17 protein-coding genes are annotated in these 17018 nt (G+C 63.4%); 6 read left to right on the forward strand and 11 right to left on the reverse strand.

Annotated elements, in window-relative coordinates:
- Positions 1–2: 2 nt before the first annotated feature.
- Genes AC1TPF_RS04890 through AC1TPF_RS04900 form a run of 3 tightly spaced genes read right to left on the reverse strand, consistent with a single transcriptional unit; the run spans position 3 to position 3154 of the window.
- Entirely contained in the window at positions 3–692 is a 690-nt protein-coding gene (locus AC1TPF_RS04890; RefSeq protein ID WP_482142899.1) for an urea amidolyase associated protein UAAP2, read from the reverse strand.
- On the reverse strand, positions 692–1552 hold the full coding sequence (locus AC1TPF_RS04895; protein ID WP_482142901.1) for an urea amidolyase associated protein UAAP1: 861 nt from the start codon (positions 1550–1552) through the stop codon (positions 692–694). Before AC1TPF_RS04895 ends, AC1TPF_RS04890 begins: the two co-directional genes overlap by 1 nt.
- 39 nt (positions 1553–1591) lie before the next feature.
- Entirely contained in the window at positions 1592–3154 is a 1563-nt protein-coding gene (locus tag AC1TPF_RS04900) for an amino acid permease (protein ID WP_482136238.1), read from the reverse strand.
- Between the two features lie 214 nt (positions 3155–3368).
- Here AC1TPF_RS04900 and AC1TPF_RS04905 point away from each other — a divergent pair, with 214 nt between their 5' ends.
- Positions 3369–3983 (forward strand): TetR/AcrR family transcriptional regulator, encoded by a 615-nt coding sequence (locus AC1TPF_RS04905; protein WP_482136237.1) that lies wholly within the window; start codon positions 3369–3371, stop codon positions 3981–3983.
- A gap of 86 nt (positions 3984–4069) precedes the next feature.
- On the opposite strand, the gene AC1TPF_RS04910 is transcribed toward AC1TPF_RS04905, so the two are convergent.
- From AC1TPF_RS04910 to AC1TPF_RS04920, 3 genes are all read right to left on the reverse strand, one after another.
- Positions 4070–4729: an NADPH-dependent F420 reductase gene (locus tag AC1TPF_RS04910; RefSeq protein WP_482136236.1), complete on the reverse strand. Its 660-nt coding sequence runs from the start codon at positions 4727–4729 to the stop codon at positions 4070–4072.
- 80 nt (positions 4730–4809) lie between these two features.
- Complete coding sequence (locus AC1TPF_RS04915; RefSeq protein WP_482136235.1) at positions 4810–5484, reverse strand: response regulator; 675 nt, start codon at positions 5482–5484, stop codon at positions 4810–4812.
- The gene (locus AC1TPF_RS04920; RefSeq protein ID WP_482142903.1) at positions 5481–6740 is read right to left on the reverse strand and encodes a sensor histidine kinase; all 1260 of its coding nucleotides are present in this window, start codon (positions 6738–6740) and stop codon (positions 5481–5483) included. The genes AC1TPF_RS04915 and AC1TPF_RS04920 overlap by 4 nt, the downstream gene beginning before the upstream one ends.
- A gap of 149 nt (positions 6741–6889) precedes the next feature.
- Here AC1TPF_RS04920 and AC1TPF_RS04925 point away from each other — a divergent pair, with 149 nt between their 5' ends.
- Positions 6890–7294, forward strand: coding sequence for a VOC family protein (locus AC1TPF_RS04925; RefSeq protein ID WP_482136233.1), 405 nt, complete (start codon positions 6890–6892; stop codon positions 7292–7294).
- Here the strand turns inward: AC1TPF_RS04925 and AC1TPF_RS04930 are convergent.
- Positions 7273–8310 (reverse strand): sigma-70 family RNA polymerase sigma factor, encoded by a 1038-nt coding sequence (locus tag AC1TPF_RS04930; RefSeq protein ID WP_482136232.1) that lies wholly within the window; start codon positions 8308–8310, stop codon positions 7273–7275. The genes AC1TPF_RS04925 and AC1TPF_RS04930 overlap by 22 nt on opposite strands.
- A 56-nt stretch (positions 8311–8366) precedes the next feature.
- On the reverse strand, positions 8367–8843 hold the full coding sequence (locus AC1TPF_RS04935; RefSeq protein WP_482142905.1) for a nucleoside deaminase: 477 nt from the start codon (positions 8841–8843) through the stop codon (positions 8367–8369).
- Between the two features lie 45 nt (positions 8844–8888).
- Between AC1TPF_RS04935 and AC1TPF_RS04940 the strand changes: the two genes are divergently transcribed.
- The 3 genes from AC1TPF_RS04940 (at position 8889) to AC1TPF_RS04950 (ending at position 11564) form a co-directional block, all read left to right on the forward strand.
- A complete protein-coding gene (locus tag AC1TPF_RS04940) occupies positions 8889–9692 on the forward strand; it encodes a DUF72 domain-containing protein (RefSeq protein ID WP_482142907.1) in 804 nt (267 codons plus the stop codon).
- Between the two features lie 88 nt (positions 9693–9780).
- The gene (locus AC1TPF_RS04945; protein ID WP_482136229.1) at positions 9781–10764 is read left to right on the forward strand and encodes a YihY/virulence factor BrkB family protein; all 984 of its coding nucleotides are present in this window, start codon (positions 9781–9783) and stop codon (positions 10762–10764) included.
- Positions 10765–10862: 98 nt separating this feature from the next.
- A complete protein-coding gene (locus AC1TPF_RS04950) occupies positions 10863–11564 on the forward strand; it encodes a hypothetical protein (protein WP_482142909.1) in 702 nt (233 codons plus the stop codon).
- Positions 11565–11646: 82 nt separating this feature from the next.
- On the opposite strand, the gene AC1TPF_RS04955 is transcribed toward AC1TPF_RS04950, so the two are convergent.
- The 3 genes from AC1TPF_RS04955 to AC1TPF_RS04965 are packed head-to-tail and all read right to left on the reverse strand — an operon-like array spanning position 11647 to position 15199.
- The gene (locus tag AC1TPF_RS04955; RefSeq protein ID WP_482136227.1) at positions 11647–12873 is read right to left on the reverse strand and encodes an SfnB family sulfur acquisition oxidoreductase; all 1227 of its coding nucleotides are present in this window, start codon (positions 12871–12873) and stop codon (positions 11647–11649) included.
- Complete coding sequence (sfnG, locus tag AC1TPF_RS04960) at positions 12870–13988, reverse strand: dimethylsulfone monooxygenase SfnG (RefSeq protein WP_482142911.1); 1119 nt, start codon at positions 13986–13988, stop codon at positions 12870–12872. Before sfnG ends, AC1TPF_RS04955 begins: the two co-directional genes overlap by 4 nt.
- A 32-nt stretch (positions 13989–14020) precedes the next feature.
- Positions 14021–15199, reverse strand: coding sequence for an LLM class flavin-dependent oxidoreductase (locus AC1TPF_RS04965; RefSeq protein WP_482136225.1), 1179 nt, complete (start codon positions 15197–15199; stop codon positions 14021–14023).
- A gap of 442 nt (positions 15200–15641) precedes the next feature.
- Between AC1TPF_RS04965 and AC1TPF_RS04970 the strand changes: the two genes are divergently transcribed.
- Entirely contained in the window at positions 15642–17000 is a 1359-nt protein-coding gene (locus AC1TPF_RS04970) for an ROK family protein (RefSeq protein ID WP_482136224.1), read from the forward strand.
- The last annotated feature ends 18 nt before the right edge of the window (positions 17001–17018 follow it).

A 17018-nucleotide genomic window follows, 5' to 3' on the forward strand; every position in this document is an offset into this window, starting at 1 on the left:
CTTCAGACGCCTTTCGAAACTGCAGCCGGCCGGGTCACGATCACCCGGACGGCGGTGGGGTCGAATCCGTTGCAGGGGTTGTTGATCTGCGGGCAGTTGGAGATCAGCACCAGGGTGTCGATCTCGGCGCGCAGGGCCAGTCGCCGCCCCGGCGCAGACAATCCGTCGACGATGCCGAGCGAACCGTCGGCGTCGACCGGCACATTCATGAAGAAGTTGATGTTGCCGACCAGGTCGGACTTGCCCAAACCGTGTGGCGCACCGCCGATGAGGAAGTTCTCGACGCAGGCGTGTTGATGCTTGGTGTGGTGCCCGTATCGCAGCGTGTTCGATTCCTGTGAACAGGCGCCGCCGACCGTGTCGTGATTGCCGACCTCGTCGGCCACGATGGTCATCATCGGGGCCCCTTCGTGATCCCGGATGACGCTGCCGGTGGTCAGGAAAATGTTGCCCTGCGCGGCGATCGTCGCCTGGGCGGAGTATCTGACCCGATGATCGTCGGCGCCGAAGAAGAGGGTGTCAACGGCCTGATTGCCATGTAGGTCGACCATGGTCAACACGTCGCCGGCAGCCACGACACCCGACCATGGTGCGCGATCTCCGATCACGTGGTCGGCGATCACCTCACCGGCGACCAGGGCCAGCTCTGCGGCCGATGTCGTGGCGGCGGATGCTGTTGCGGTGGTGGACATCAGATGGTCCTTTCGAAATGTGCAGCGTTCCAGGCGTCTTCGGAGTTGAGAACCGCACGCTGGTATTCGGGGGCGGTGTCATCGAGCCCGGCAACAGCGGCGTCGAGGTCGGCGGGTGCCTTCCATGCCAGCACCTCCACCGGCCCGACATCGAATGTCGGGGAGGGGTCGAGGGGATGGGCGGTGTTGACGATGGCAACGGTGCAGGGCAGGTGGAGCACCAGATCGACGTACTTGTCCTGTCCGGCAGACCCTTTGGAGGTGAGCGAGCCGTCCGCTTCGACCACGACACTGTGGAAGAAGGAGATCGACGGCACCACGTCGGTGGGGGTGAGTCCTTGTTTGGCCGCGGCCAGTGTGAACAGCTCCCGGCCGGCCGGGGAGTGCGAATGGACCTCTCCGGCACCATATTTCTCGGTATTGGTCGTCAGTGTGGTGGTGCCACACAGGGCATCGTGGTGGCCGGAGGTGTCCTCGACGATGGTGGCCAGCGCCCGGCCCTGATCACTGAGCAGGGGATGGCCGGCGCCGAGGTACGCCTGCCACGGCACCTTCACCGTGTCGGCGACATTGAGTCTCTCCCAGGGGGCATCGGAACGCCAGAGCAATAGATGCGCACATCCGGTGCCGGTCACGTCGCGGAGTCGTAGCCGCGTACCCCGTGCCAGTACCTTGACGCTGTAGCGCCCGCCGGGAATGGTCTCGGCCCACGTCATGTCCTGCGGCGGGACCTGTTCCGGGATCGCCGGCCAGGCCGAGGCGGGAACAACCGGCATGGAGTCGGTGATGGCCTGGGCCTGAGCGCGGGCATGCTCGCGGGCGCCCGCTGTGGTTCCGGTGGTGGCTCCGGTTGTGGTCATGGTGAATATCCTTGTGCAGTAGGTAGATTGAACGTTCTGCTACTTGGAAGCTGCAGCTGACGGCGCCGGGACCGGCATCGGATGCTTCTTGCCGTGCGGGAAGCAGGCGATACCGACGATGATCGCGGCCACGATGCAGATCGGGCCTGCCCACTTGAGGATCGGCATGTCACCGGCCGGATCGAAGATCTCTTCGCGCGGCCAGGCGAGGTTGATCACCATCAGGAATCCATAGACGACGGCAAAGATATTGATCGGAATCCCGAAGCGTCCCAGGTTGAACAGCTTCTTACCCTCGTTGTCAACGGGGACGTCTTCACCGGGCCAGCCCTTGATCCGGCGCCAGAGCATCGGACCGGTGACGGACAGATAGGCGAGGTAGATCAGGATGATGCAGACGCTGGCCAGGGTCGCGAAGATCGCGGAGTTGCCGACGTTGACCACCAGCACGGCGATGCACAGGACTCCGATCAGGATCGACGGGGCGATTGGGGTGCCGGTCTTCGGGTTGACGTGCGCCAGGATCTTGGAGGCGGGCAGCCGGTCGTCACGTGCCATCGAGAACATCAGTCGTGAGCATGCGGTCTGAATTGCCAAGGTGCAGATGAAGATCGCGATCACCACGTCACAGAGCAGGACCTTGCCCCAGAACGACCCGAGGACCGAGTCGAGGACGTAGGGGAGACCGCCGACGGCGAGTTCTTCACCCAGGCTGGGTGCGGCCATCAGCGCGCCGAGCAGCATCAGGCCGCCGCCGATCGCAGACACCGTCAGTGCCAGGCGGATGGTGCGTGGAGCAACGCGGCGTGGGTTCTTGGTCTCTTCGGCGAGTTCGCCTGCAGAGCCGAATCCGACCATCACGTAAGCGGCCATCAGACCGGAGACGATGAATGCCCAAATGTAGCCGGGCTGTTCGCCGGGGATGCCGGTGTCGAAGACGACGTCGGGTCCACGCTCGGCGTGGGTGAACAACGCCAGGATCACCGCGATCACACCGACGATCTCGCAGGTGACGCCGATGTTGTTGATCCGGCTCATCCAGTTGACGCCGATGCAGTTGATGAAGGTCGTGATGACGAGCAGGATCGAGCCGAGCAGGACCGCGTTGGATGCTCCGCTGGTGCTGGTCAGAGCGGCGTCGTCGCCGATGATCTGGAAGCCTTCCCAGATCGACGGCATGACCACCTGCAACGCGATTGCCGCGGCAGACGCGGTGACGATCTGCGCGAGCATCATGAACCAGCCACCGAACCATCCGATGACCTCACCGCCCATGCGCCGCGCCCACTGGTAGATGGCGCCGGAAATCGGGTATCTGGCAGCGATTTCGGCAAAACAGAGCGCGACGAGGAACTGGCCGACGTAGACGATGGGCCATGTCCAGAAAAATGCCGGCCCGCCGAAGGAGAAGCCGAGACCGAAGAGCTGGAAAATCGTGGTCAGGATCGATACGAACGAGAATCCTGCCGCGAAGGATGCGAAGGTCCCCAATGACCGGTGCAACTGTTGGGTGTAACCGAAGGCAGAGAGATCGTCGGAGTCGCCGATCTGCGAGGCACTCCCGGCGCTCGGCGCCGAGGGTGGTTGCGCTGTTGCGGTCATGGCGGGTCTTCCTGGTCGTGGGCGCTCCGGCCCGATGAACCTGTCGAGTGATAGATAATCGTGCAGCGATTTCTATCGGGTGACAGGTTTGTTACCGGGGTGCTACCACGTGAAACAATTAGGTTTCGCAAACCACACTGCGCCGCAGGTGGGGGGCTTACGCTGGTGATTCGTTCCGCCCGAAAGAGTTCGGGCGACAGTAGGGTAAGTGCTTGTGAGTCAGATTGCGGCAGGGCCGGGGCGCCCGAGGTTGGTGGAACAGCGCCGCCGTGGGGCAACCGCGCGCGACGAGATCCTCGACGCTGCAGCTGAGTTCTTCACGACGCGCGGGTACTCGGGTACGTCCACCCGGATGATCGCGGAGGCCGTCGGAATCCGGCAGGCCTCGCTCTACCACCACTTCAAGACCAAAGACGACATCCTCGAGGCGCTCCTGCAGGACACCGTGATCGCGCCGCTCGAGCAGGCGACCGCGTTACTCGATGCCGACGGATCAGCGCTGGATCGGCTGCAGCAGTTGGCGCGCTTCGATGCCGGACAACTTGCCCGCTCTCGCTGGAACCTCGGTGCGCTGTATCTGTTGCCAGAGTTGCGGACCGAGCGGTTCGCCGAGTTTCGTAGTGCCCGAAGCGACTTGGCGCGGATCTACGCACAGCTGGCCGGCGAGGTGCTTGGTAACCAGACCGATCCCCGCAGGCACTTGCCGTTCCGGCTCGTCGAATCGGTAATCAGCATGCGGTCCGACGAGATGGTCGGCGCGCTGGGGGCGGATTCACTCGAGGACTTGGTGTCGGTGCTCGTCGAGAGCGTCGAGCCGGTGCTCACCTAGGACCGCGAGTCGACAAAAGCACACAGTTCAGTCAAAAGCACACGTTCGAACGTGTGCCTTTGACCGAACGGTGTGCTTTTGTGGGATCAGGCGCGCCAGTCGGCAGTGCGTTCCGGGGTTGCCTGCGCGAGTGCGTCTTTGGTGGCTTCGGCGTCGAAATCTTTGCCGTACACCGGGGTTCCGGGCTGTTGGCGCCACGACTGCGCCAAGGATCCGGCGTCGACAGGATCGAAGCCGAGTTCGTCGATGAGGACCGACACGATCTTCTTGCCCTCGGCGTCATCACCGGCGATGGGTAATGCGATCCGGCCGGCGGTTCCGGGCGGGGTTCCCTTCTGCAGCAGATGCTTCCAGTAGATGCCGTTGAAGACCTTGATGACGGGCTCGTTCAGAACCTCTGAGACCCACACGCTTTCAGGGGTTCCGTCTTCGATGGCAGCGATCTTCCCGTCGCGTTGCTGCGGGTAGTAGTTGTTGGTCTCGATCACCGGTGCCCCGGGCTTGCGATTTGACACGATTCCCGGTGCAAGGTCAGGTGCGTTCTTTTGGGGAATACTCACGATCACCAGATCTGCATCCCGGGCGGCGTCCTTCGCCCATACTGCTTCAGCGCCGGTTTCGGTGGCCAGTTCGGCAAGGGTCTGCGGATCCCGCGAATTGGCGACGCGCACGTCGTGACCCAACTGCGTCAGGCGACGCGTCAGCGTTCCGCCGATGAAACCTGCTCCGATGATCCCGATTCTCACTGCTGACCCCTTGCGTTGATGGACGACTTGTGTGGGGTTCAACCTGCATGGTCACCGGATCATTCCGCTGCTTTTCGGCACTACAGCACCTGGTCGGGCAGTGCATCGTGCACGAGAAGAGCGATCTGAACTCGATTGTTGAGTCCGAGTTTCTCGAGAATGTGGGAGATGTGTGTCTTGACGGTGGCGACGGAAACATGGAGGCCGGCTGCGATCTCGGCGTTGGACATACCGCGGGCCACAGCGACCGCCACCCGTTGTTCTCCGGCCGTCAACTGTTCGAATTGTTGTGTGCCCCGGCTGTTCCGAGCGTCGTGCTGGGTGTAGCGCTGGATCAGTTTGCGGGTGATGGCGGGTGAGAGAATCGGCTCGCCTGCGGCCACTTTGCGCAGTGCCGCGATCAGATCGGGTGGTGGCGTGTCCTTCAACAGGAATCCACTGGCGCCCGCCCGCAGCGACCGCAGCACCAGATCGTCGGTGCTGAAGGTGGTCAGCATGATGACGTGCGGAGGGTGGGGCAGGGCACGCAACACTGCGGTCGCATCCAGCCCGTTGAGCTTCGGCATCCGGATGTCCATCAGGACCACGGTCGCGTCGGTCTCGCGGACGAGTTCGGCCACGCCGGCTCCGGTTGCGGCCTCACCGACGATGGTGATGTCTGGCTGACCGGTCAGCATCGTTCGCAATCCGGCACGAATCAGCCACTCGTCGTCGATCAACAAGAGCCGGATGTCCGTATCCAACCCGTCGCTCACCTCGGGCATTCTTTCTCCCACGGCAGCCGTGCGGTCAGCACGAAGTTCCGGTCGATGATGCCGTGGTCGAGCGTCCCCCCGGCCAGCGTCACGCGTTCGTTCAAGCCGACCAGCCCCGAACCGGTTCCGGGGATCGATGGCTGCGGCAGGTCCGCATTCAGCGGCTGCGAGATGGTGACCGTCAGCCCTAACCCGGGTGACCCGCCGATCCGGACGGTCACCGGCACAGCTCCAGCATGCTTGCGGGCATTCGTCAGACCTTCCTGGACGATGCGGTAGGCCGCGCGACTGACCACGCCGGGCACCTTGTCCACATCCGCGATGTCGATTGTCGCCTTCACCTGACTTCCGGCCAGTTCTGCCTCGTCGAAGAGCTCTCCGATAGTGGCCAGAGCCCTGGTCGGCGCGGCGAGATCGTCGTCGGTCTCCTCGCGGAGCATGCCGATCACGTCCCGCAGATCGACCAGCATCTGATGGACTCCGGCGCGGATGACACCGGCGGCGCGGCTGATCTCCTCCGGTGTGGCGTCTGGTCGGAACTCCAGCGCACCCGCGTGGACCGAGAGCAGACTCATCCGATGCGCGAGTACGTCGTGCATCTCCCTCGCCAGTCGTTCGCGTTCGGCGGCCCTGGCGTGCGCGATCCGCTCGCGTTGCTCGGACTCGATATTGCGTGCGAGTTCGGCCAGCGAGATGAGCAGCTGACGACGATTGCGCACCATCGTCCCCCAGCCGAGCGCCGCGACGGTGAGCAGCACCGAGAACGCCAGGACCACGGGCCAGGAGTCCTGCTCGGCATCGGGGTATAGGAAGTAGTTCGACATCGCCGCGCCGATCCCGAGTGCGCCGACGGACAGGGAATAGCGCAGCGGTCGGTGCACAGCGAGCGAGAACAGCGCCAGGAACGCAGGTCCGGTGATGAACGAGGCAAACCCGGATGCGACGGTGAGGATCAGTGCGATCGCGACGGGCCACCGACGGCGCCACACCAAGGCGATGCAGCCGAGTAGGCCGACAACGATGTCGGCAACGAGGAGCGGACCCCAATTCTCGAGACGACCACCAATCGTGAGACTGCCGATCCCCGCGGCGAGCAACACCATGACCACGTCGATCGTGATGTCGCGGCTGGTGCGTCGACCCATCAGCGGATGAGGGTCGGCCTCGAGGGTTTCGCGCACTGCACCGGGCACCCATGCCGGACGCGCGGGCAGGCTGTCCCAGCCGTTGCTGGGTGGTGCATCGGCGCGGCTCATCCCTCGATGTTCTACGGCCACGATCGGCGACGCATCAGGCGAAAGTCTGAATAGTCGCCGCAAAGCGGTGCCCGCGATTACTTTTCGGATGGGTAAGAGTCTGCACTACTGAATTATCGACCAGAACACCCAGATACGGAGTACCCGCCATGTCCCGCATGATGTTCCTGAACACCACGGCCACCGACATCCCCGCGACCCGAACGTTTTTCGCCGGTCTGGGATTCGAGTTCAACGAGACGTTCAGCGACGAGAACACGCTGTCCCTGATCGTCAACGACCTCGCATTCGTGATGTTCCTGACCCCGGCCCGGTTCGAGGACTTCATCACGGGTGGGATCACCGACACGAGCAAGGACCGGGAGGTCCTCATCGCCGTGTCGGCCGAATCGCGCGAAGCCGTGGACACCTTGGTCGACAAGGCACTGGCAACCGGTGGATCGGCCTGGATGGACCCGCAGGATCACGGCTTCATGTACGGCCGCAGCTTCCTCGATCTAGACGGACACGTCTGGGAGGTCTCCTGGATGGATCAATCGGCGATCGAGGGCTGAGTAGCAGCCGCCCGGGTTGTCGGCGATGCGGTGGCCGGCAACCCGAATCGGGCAAAATCTTCGACCATCGTTTCGGAGAAGAACACCACGACATGCGCGACACCGCCTCGGATGATGTCGAGAACCTGCAGCTGAAAAGGGCGGTGTACGCCATCCTCTGGATCGCGCATGTACAGCCCGAAAGCAGGCTGACCATTGGCGGTGGTGGGAAGCAACACCATGTCGTCGGCCTTCTCTGCCGGACAATTGTGTTCGATGAGACGGCCGATGACAGCCGGGCCCTGGTACCAGCCGGTGAACGGCGGCATCTCCCAGATTGCCTTGTCGGTGAAGAGCGCCACGATGGCGTCGATGTTGTAGGTCTCGAAGGCCTCGACCCACTTTTGCAGCATTTCTCGCTGCGCCCGGTCGTCGGGTTCGGTGACGGAATCGCGTTCGGGTGACACCTCTTTGAGCTGGGCCCGCGCCCGTTGCAGCAGGCTGTTGACCGTTGCGGTGGTCAAGTCGAGGGTTTCGGCGACCTCTGCCGCCCGCCACTGCAGCACATCACGCAGGATCAGCACGGCCCGCTGACGTTCGGGCAGGTGTTGGAGCGCAGCGATGAAAGCGAGTCGAATCGATTCGCGGGCTCCGACGATGGTGGCCGGGTCCGCGGTCTCGGAGAGAGTCTCATCGGAGTCGGCAAACGGCTCGAGCCAGGGGACCTCGTTGTCTTGCAGCAGCGGAGCCTCTGGATCGTACGAATCGCCACCGAGGCCGGAAGGCAATGGTCGACGCTGCTTGGAACCCAGTGCGGTCAGGCAGGTGTTGGTGGCGATCTTGTAGAGCCACGTGCGGACCGAGGCGCGGCCGTCGAAGTTGGAGTACCCACGCCAGGCCCGGATCAAGGTCTCCTGGAGCAGGTCCTCGGCGTCGTGGTGCGAGCCCATCATCCGATAGCAATGCGCCAGCAATTCACGGCGGAACGGTTCGGTGACTTCCAGGAAGTCGGAGTCCGCTGACGTCTCAACAGTCATGTGGCACAGATTACGGGAGCAGTCGGACACCGACCAGCCCAAAAAGGCAGGATCGGTCAGTTGTTCCAGAAACCTTCATGTACCTCGGCGGCCTCGGGCATCGGGACCGGACCATGCACCGCGGTGGGCCGCTGGCCGGCCGCGAAGACCTCGCGACAGGGCAACGCCATGGTCGGATTGAGCTCATCGGCCCCGGTGATGGTGGCCAGGTCGGCCTCAGACAGCGCATATACGACGGTTCCGATACCGGCCCAGTAGACCGCGCCCGAGCACATCGCACAGGGCTCGGCCGAGGTGTACATGGTCATCGTGGCGAGTTCGGCGGGTGTGAACCGGCCCGACGCCATCCGGGCGAGATTGGTCTCCGCATGTCCGGTCGCGTCCCTGCCGGTTTCCACGGTGTTCTGTGCTTCGAAGACAATTTCTCCCGTGCTGGTGGCCAGCAACGCGCCGAAAGGGTGATTTCCGGATTCGCGGGAGAGTCGGGCCACCGCCACGGCTCGGCGCAACAGGTGGTCGTCGATATCGGTCATGGATACAAGTGTGCCGGGTGCGTCCTCTGGTGTAGTGGTTGAGGGGTGATTCGAGTCGGGACTTCCGGGTGGGTGTATCCGCCCTGGCGAGGTGAGTTCTACCCACCTGGTCTGGCGCAGCGTCGCGAGCTCGAGTACCTCTCCCGCACCTTGAATTCGGTTGAGATCAATGGTTCCTTCTACTCGTTGCAACGCCCTACGAGCTATCAGAAATGGGCCCAGCAGGTTCCCGACGACTTCGTGTTCGCGGTGAAGGGGCCGCGGTTCATCACGCATATGAAGCGCCTTGTCGATGTCGATCAACCACTTGCGACGTTCTTGGCCTCGGGCGTGCTGGCGCTGGGGCCCAAGCTCGGACCGGTGCTCTGGCAGCTGCCCCCGAATCTGCCCTTCGACCCGGAAGTGATCGCCGCGTTTGCCGATCTGTTGCCCCGGACCACCGCGGAGGCCGCGACGATGTCGCAGGGCCACAGCGACAAGGTCGACGGACGTGCCTGGACAACAACCGACGCCGATCGCCCGTTGCAGCATGCGATGGAGGTTCGGCACCCGAGCTTCGACACACCTCAGGTTCCAGAACTCTTGCGGGAGAAGAGCATCGCACTGGTCTTGGCGGATTCCGCGGGCAAGTTCCCGGTCATCGACGAGGTGACCGCGGACTTCGTTTACGCCCGGCTGCACGGTGAGCACGAGCTATACACCAGTGGATACACCGACGATGCCCTCGACCGGTGGGCGTCGCGTTTTCGGGAACGCGCGGCCGGCGGCGACGTCTATGTCTATTTCGACAACGACGCCAAGGTGCGTGCGCCCCACGACGCGCGGGCACTGCTCGACCGGCTCGAGTGAGGCACTCGGGTAGCGTTGTCGGTCAGCGCACTCGGTTTGTGAACGGCGCCAATTTTTTCGGGATGTCGGTATGACTTGAGGTGCTCTGATGATCGACCGACTCGACAGGCTGCAACGACGGCATCCGGTCCTGGGCTTCGGCATCGCCGTCATCTATAAGTTCGTCGATGATCAGGGTGGCTATCTCGCGGTCTTGATCACTTATTACGCATTCCTGTCGTTGTTTCCGTTGCTGCTCGTACTCACCACCACGGTCGGCATCGTCTTGGAGGGCAATCCCGAACTCCAACGAACGGTGATCGATTCGGCACTGAGTCAGTTCCCGGTCATCGGTGATCAACTTGGAACACCGCAGGAACTGAGCGGCGGTGTCGCCGGCATCGTCATCGGTCTGATCGGTGCCATCTACGGTGCCTCCGGCATCGGGCAGGCCACCCAGAATGCGATGAACACGGCGTGGCAGGTGCCGCGAAACAGTCGGCCGAATCCGATCCTGTCGCGGGCGCGAAGTCTGCTGTTGCTCACACTCATTGCGCTGGCGCTCGTCGCGACGACGGTCCTTTCGACATTCGGCGGGCTCTCGGGTCCACTGAACATGTGGCAGAGCATCGTGGTGGGTTTGGGTGCGGTGCTGACCAACTCGATGATCTTTGCCGTTGCCTTCCGGCTGAGCACAACATCGGCGAGCGTGAGCTATCGCGATGTGTTACCGGGCGCAATTGTCATGGGCGTGGTGTGGCAGCTGTTGCAGACCTTTGGAGCGGTCTACGTGACGGGCGTGGTCAGGAATGCCAGCACCACGAACAGCGTCTTCGCGGTGGTGTTGGGTCTACTTGCGTACTTCTATCTGGCGGCTATTGCCGTTGTCATATCCGCCGAGATCAACGTGGTGCGCAAACACCGGCTGTATCCCCGGGCATTGCTGACCCCGTTCACCGACAACGTCGATCTGACCCGGGGCGATCGAAAGACCTACACGCGGCAGGCGAAGGCCCAGCGGGCCAAGGGATTCGAGCAGGTCACGGTCACTTTTGAGAAGCGTAATCAGGCGGACGAAACACACGAAGGTTAGCAAAAGCAATAAAGTCCGGTGCAGGAACTTACGCTGCAGTAAGTTCTTATGCACCACGCATCAGCGATAGTGATCAGAAAGGCTCCACGAAAATGGGGATGAAGACCCGTGTTGTTTCTTCGGCCGCAGCGATAGCCGCCACACTCACGCTCGGCGTCGCACTGGCCGGCCCGGCCGCTGCCGACACCATCGATCTCGAGGTCGATTACACCGCCAACACCTCGACCGTCATCAAGAAGCTCAATCAGAAGGTCGACTTCCCGGCGACCCCGCTCGTCACGACGCTGAGCCTGGATTTCCCCAGTCTCGAAAAAGGCACGCTCAGCGGCCAGCTGAATCTCCCCACCACCAGCACCGACCTCAAACTCGGACCACTGAACCTGGCAACGATCACGATGTCGATCGTTGATCCCTCCGAGGTCACCGGCACCGCGGCGATCGACCTGGAGACATTCGACGTGAGCCTGAAGGCTCAGCAGAGTTTCAAGATCAAGATCGACAGCATTCAGCCGCTGGGCATCAGCACCGGTTCGGCAAATCTGAACCTGCTGTCCCCGAAAGCGAACTGTGTGACGTCGGTGACCACGGCCAACCTGAGCGGCACGGCCAACCTCAACGAGGGTCTCGACACCGTCCTCAGTGGCACCTACGAGATCCCGGCGTTCACCGGCTGCGGCAACCTCGTCGGCCCCGTGCTCAACTCGCTGGTCTCGGGACCCGGTAACACCCTGACGGTGGATCTGAACACCAACACAGACGGCGCTGCCACCTCCATGCTCCGGCAGGCAGCGAGCAGCTAGACCGGAACCTTCGGGCGAACCTGCAAACAGCTCATGCCCATGCACACCGCGGTGTGCATGGGCATGAGTGGTCTTCGGACGATCAGATGACGCCGTGTAGCGGCGGTGGTTCGTTGTGGAGCAGCGCCCTTCCGATGTGCTGGTACTTCCAGCGCACCGGGTCGTGCAGGGTGTGGGTCCTGGCGTTGCGCCAGAAGTGGTCGAGTCCGAGATCGGCTGCCGCACTGCGAGTCCCTGACACCTCGAACAGGGCCGACGACACGTTGTTGGCGGCTCGGTCCGCGACGATCTTGGCCGTTGCGACCGCGATCGACGCCTCCGCCGCACGCTCGACCGCATTTTCCGTGGTCGCCGAGAACGTTTCGTCCACGGCGTCCCCGGCCGCAGCCAATGTTGCTTCGGCGGTACGGACTTCGACGGCGAGTTCGCCGAACCGCTGGATCAGCAGCGGATCGTCGATCGCCCGATCAACTCCGGCCTCGAACCACGGCCTGCTCTTTGTCCGTGCGAAATCGGTTGCGGCGCGCAAAGCGCCACGCGCGATACCGGCGTCGATCGCAACGTGGAGCAACTGGGCAAACGCGCCATAGCCGGCCGGGGCATCGATCGCCTTCGCTCGCGCCACCAGCTGCTGCGGTTGTACGGCGACGGCTTCGAAGGAAATCGTGCCGCTGCCCGTGGTGCGCTGTCCGATCCCGTTCCAGTCGTCCACGATGCGGACCCCGGCGATGTCGGCGGGTATGAACGCCACGTATTCGCCGGGCTCCAACCCTGATTCACCGTCCGGATCGTCCAGCCGTGCGAGTACCGCCAGCGTATGGGCGTATAGGGAGCCCGTGCAGTAGAACTTCGAACCATCGAGCTGCAGGCTTCCCGCAACGGGTTTGATCGTTGTCGAGATGTCGGCAATCGTTTTGCCGCCGCGCTCGGACTGGGCGTTGGCGATACGGCCACCGCCGAGGACATCCGAGAAGATATCCCGCTGCTGGGTCGGAGTGCCGGCCAGCCGCAACAGATTCAGATACACGAAATGGCTGTGCGGGATCTGCGCGATGTTCGGATCGGCCGTGGCCAGGATCCGGACGATCTCGGCCACGACGCCGGGCGTCAGGTCGGCCCCACCGAACTGTGCGGGCACGGTGATCGCCAGCAGTCCGCTGGCCGAGAGCTCGTCGATCTCGCGGTGGGGGAGCTTGCGGTCACGGTCGCGGGTGGCGGCCCCGGTCGCAAAATGTGCCGCCAGGGTGCGTGCGGTTGAAAGTGCTTGTTCCGCAGAGTCGATGCGGGTTGCGATTGCGGTGCTGCTCACGACGCGCTGACACCAGCTGCTTCGTCTGCCGCTTCGATTTCACGAACCAGCGGGAGCACCTTGGCGCCGAAGTACTCGATCTCTTCCTGGAAGTGCAGGAAGCCGCCGAGTACCAGGTCGACCCCGAGACGCTTGTAGGCGACGATACGTTCGGCGACCTGCTCGGGGGTGCCGATGAGTTTGGTCTTGAAACCGTCGTTGTACTGCACGAGGTCCTCGAATGAGGAGTTGGCCCACATGCCCTTGTGGTCAGAGGTGGATGCGCCTGCCTGCTGTACCGCGTCGCGGAAACCTTCAACCGCGGGACGATTGGCCTTCGAGATGATCTCGCGGAGAGTGTCGTGTGCTTCGGCTTCGGTATCTCTGGCGATGATGAATCCGTTGAGGCCGAACTTGACCTCGCGGTTGTGCGCCCGTGCCACCGCCCGCAGGTCCTCGACCTGCTCGGTCACGCCGTCGAAGTCCTTGCCGTTGGAGAAGTACCAGTCGGCGTAGCGGCCACCGTTGTTGCGGGCCGCGGTGGAATTACCACCCTGGAACAGTTCGGGATTCGGGCGCTGCGGGGTGTTGAGCGGTTTCGGTTTGAGGGTGAAGTCGCGGATCCGGTAGAAGTCGCCCGCGTATTCCACGTTGTCCTCGGTCCAGATCTTTCGGATCACCTCGAGGAACTCGGCACTACGCCGATAGCGTTCGTCATGCTCGAGCCACGGTTCGCCGAGCGCCTTGAACTCACCGGAGAACCATCCGGACACCACGTTGATCGCAAAGCGGCCATTCGACAGGTGATCGGCGGTGGCACCGAACTTGGCGAGCACTGCGGGATGCCACAGTCCGGGATGGATCGCCGCGATCACCTTCAGCTTCTCGGTCGCACCGAGCAGTGCAAGGCTGAAAGCGGTTGATTCGTGCTGGAACTCGGCACCGTACGAGGCCATGTAGCGCACCTGCGACAGGGCGTACTCGAAACCGTTGTTCTCGGCGGTCTGGGCGAGCTTCTTGTTGTATTCGAAGTCCCAGCCGGTGCGTTGTTCGATGTCGCTGGTGACCAGGCCGCCACTGACGTTGGGCACCCAGTACGCGAACTTGATCTGGTCGGCAATCTTCTCGGTGGTCATGGGTTCTCCAAAAGTTGTGGTGGAGGCGGGCTTTACGAGGCGCTGGCCGGCTCGTACGAGCTCAAGAACGCGCCACGAACCGGTTCGTGTGCGTGGTCGTCGGCGTCGAGCAGTCCACGCCGGACCAGACGCGGACGCACGCCTTCGCCGAAGTGGTAGGCCTCTTCGACATGCGGGTATCCGGAGAGAATGAAGTGGTCGAGGCCGAGTGCGGCATATTCTTCGATCCGGTCGGCAACCTCGTCATGCGATCCGACAAGTGCGGTTCCGGCACCCCCGCGGACCAGGCCAACCCCGGTCCACAGGTTGGGGTAGATCTCCAATGAGCGGGCGTCGGTGGTCGAGTCGAAAGCGGCTCCACCACTGTGGAGTTCGAGCATCCGCTTCTGTCCTTCGGATTCGGACTGTGCGAGGTTCTTCTGGGCGCCGGCCACCACTGCGGGATCGAGGGCTCCGAGGAGTCGATCTGCCTCGGCCCATGCCTGTTCGGAGGTGTCGCGGGAGATGACGTGCAACCGGATCCCGTACGTCAGTTCGCGGCCTTCGGCGGCCGCGAGTCCGCGGATCCAGTCGAGCTTGGCTGCGACGGCCTCGGGCTTTTCGCCCCAGGTCAGGTAGGTGTCGGCGAACTTCGAGGCCACAGCGCCCGCTGCAGGCGAAGATCCGCCGAAGAAGACCGGGGGCACCGGGTCGGGGCGCCTGGCGAGCTGCGCGCCCTGTACCCGGAGGTGCTTGCCGGTGAAGTCGACGGGCGCGTCCTCGGTCCACAGACGCCGGACGATGTCGAGGTACTCGCCGCAACGCTCATAGCGGGCGTCTTTCGAGAGGAAGTCGCCGAAGGCTCGCTGTTCGGACGATTCACCACCGGTCACGACGTTGAGAAGCAGCCGTCCCTTGGATTGCCACTGATAGGTGGCAGCCATCTGCGCCGCCAGGGTCGGGCTGGTCAGCCCGGGACGCATCGCGACCAGGAACTTGAGGGTGTCGGTCGTCTCCAACAGCATCGCCGTCGACAGCCAGGCGTCCTCACACCACAGGCCGGTCGGGGTGAGGACGGCTTCGAAACCGTTGATCTCGGCAGCGCCGGCAAGCTGGTTCAGATAACGCAGGGTTGCCGGGCGATCGCCTGACATGTCCGAACCGTGACCACCTGCCATCAGATTCCGGGAGTCGCCATACGTCGGCAGGAACCAATGGAAATGCAGGGACACGACAGGTGCCTTTCTTTTGGAAACGAGGAACGCAACCCAGTGTGGGCTGTATTCGGGATTCGTTTCCACAATTTCGTTCGTCGTGATTTCAAGTCGACGTAGAGGTCGGCGCCGGGGCTATTGTCGCCGGTGAGGTCCACTCCGGCCGGGGTTCGGCCGACCGCCGCAAACAGTTCGCTTTACCTGGTGGCCATCGGTGGATCGTTTGCAGCCCGGTTATCTCACTGCTATGTTTGCGCCTATGTCGAGCGCAGGTCACTACATCCCGGAGGTCACCTATGTGACCACCGCGCTGGGATGTCGTCTGCCGTTTGCTCGCGTCCTCTGTTGTCGAATGTCCTGATCTGATCTCGCCGCGCTCGCGGCATTTTCGAATCTGACAACTTCCCGCCCTGGCGAACCCATTGGTTCTCCAGGTGCGATCATTCGACGAGGACATTCGATGACTGCAACACTTGATCACCCCATCACTTCTGGCTCCACCACCACTCGCTCCACCGTCACCCGTCCGTCCGAGCGGAGCGGGTCGCGACCTCTGGTCGGTTCCCGCGTCACCGCACCCGGGCGCCCTGCCCGTCCGCTGGGTGTTCCCGGCCCGAAGAAGGCACCCAAGATTTACATCGCGAACCCGCAGCTGCATCTGTCGACCAAGCCGGCAGCGGTTGTGCTGCGGGCAGCGCGCCTTCACGGACCGGTGTTCCGGGATGCCGCATCCAGTGCCTCGGGACTGAGTATCTCGACCGTGAACCGGCAGGTGAGCGCGCTGCTGAAGTCCGGTCTGCTGCGCGAGCGCGCCGATCTGGCCCCGGCAGGCGCCATCGGGCGCCCACGGTTGCCTTTCGAGCTCAACACCGCCGATTTCTTGACCGTGGGCATCCACATCGGCCTCAAGGTCACCTCGATCACCACCCACGACCTCTTTCACCGAGTTGTCGGTGCCATTCAGATCCCGACGCCGGTCGCGGACACACCGGAACAGACTCTGACGTCGATTGGTCTGAGCGCCAAACGTTTCTTGTCTCGCTGGCCGAACAAGAAAATGCTGTGGGCAGGCGTTGCGCTTGCCGGTCGGGTCGACAAGGCCGGCCGCAACACCCACCCACGACTCGCGTGGGAATCCGCCCCAGTCGGCGAGGTGCTCGCATCGGTCATCGGTCTGCCGATCTCGGTGGCCTCACATGTGGAAGCCATGGCCGCCGCTGAACTGCTGCTCAACCCCCAGGCCGAACTGCTGGTGGACCCGGCTGAAGAGGGCGGCAGCTTTGTGTACTTCTACGCCCGTGAATCGGTGGGTATCGCGTTCACCGTCGGCGGCAGCGTCTACACACCGGCAGGCGGACCGCCGGAGATCGGGCACTTCCCGGTCGGGAAGACCGAACTGCTCGATCCCACGGGAACCGGGCAGCTCGAGTCGACGGTCAGCGACACCGGCATCGTCGATGCCGCCATCGCTGCCGGGCTTGCGATCGCCAACGTCGACGAGGTGCACCAGTTGGCGGCCGAGGGACACGAACTCGCCCGGGCGATCCTGGCCGAGCGTGCAACGGTCTTGGGTCGTGCAGTTGGACTGATCGGTGACATCTTCAATCCCGACCACGTTGTCCTCGGCGGCCAGGCATTTACCGATGCGCCTTCGACGCTTCCGATGGTCGCCCAGGCCGTCCGCGAAACCTCCGTCGCCCCGCGACGCGACGTTCGCGTCTCACGTTCCGGGGCAACAGTTCAGCAGCAGGCCGCCGGTGCGGTCTCACTCGATGCGATCTACAGCGATCCCATCGAAGCCCTCGCACGTACCGCGTAACTCTCCGTCGAGCGGGCC

Source organism: Williamsia sp. Y853 (assembly GCF_056786495.1).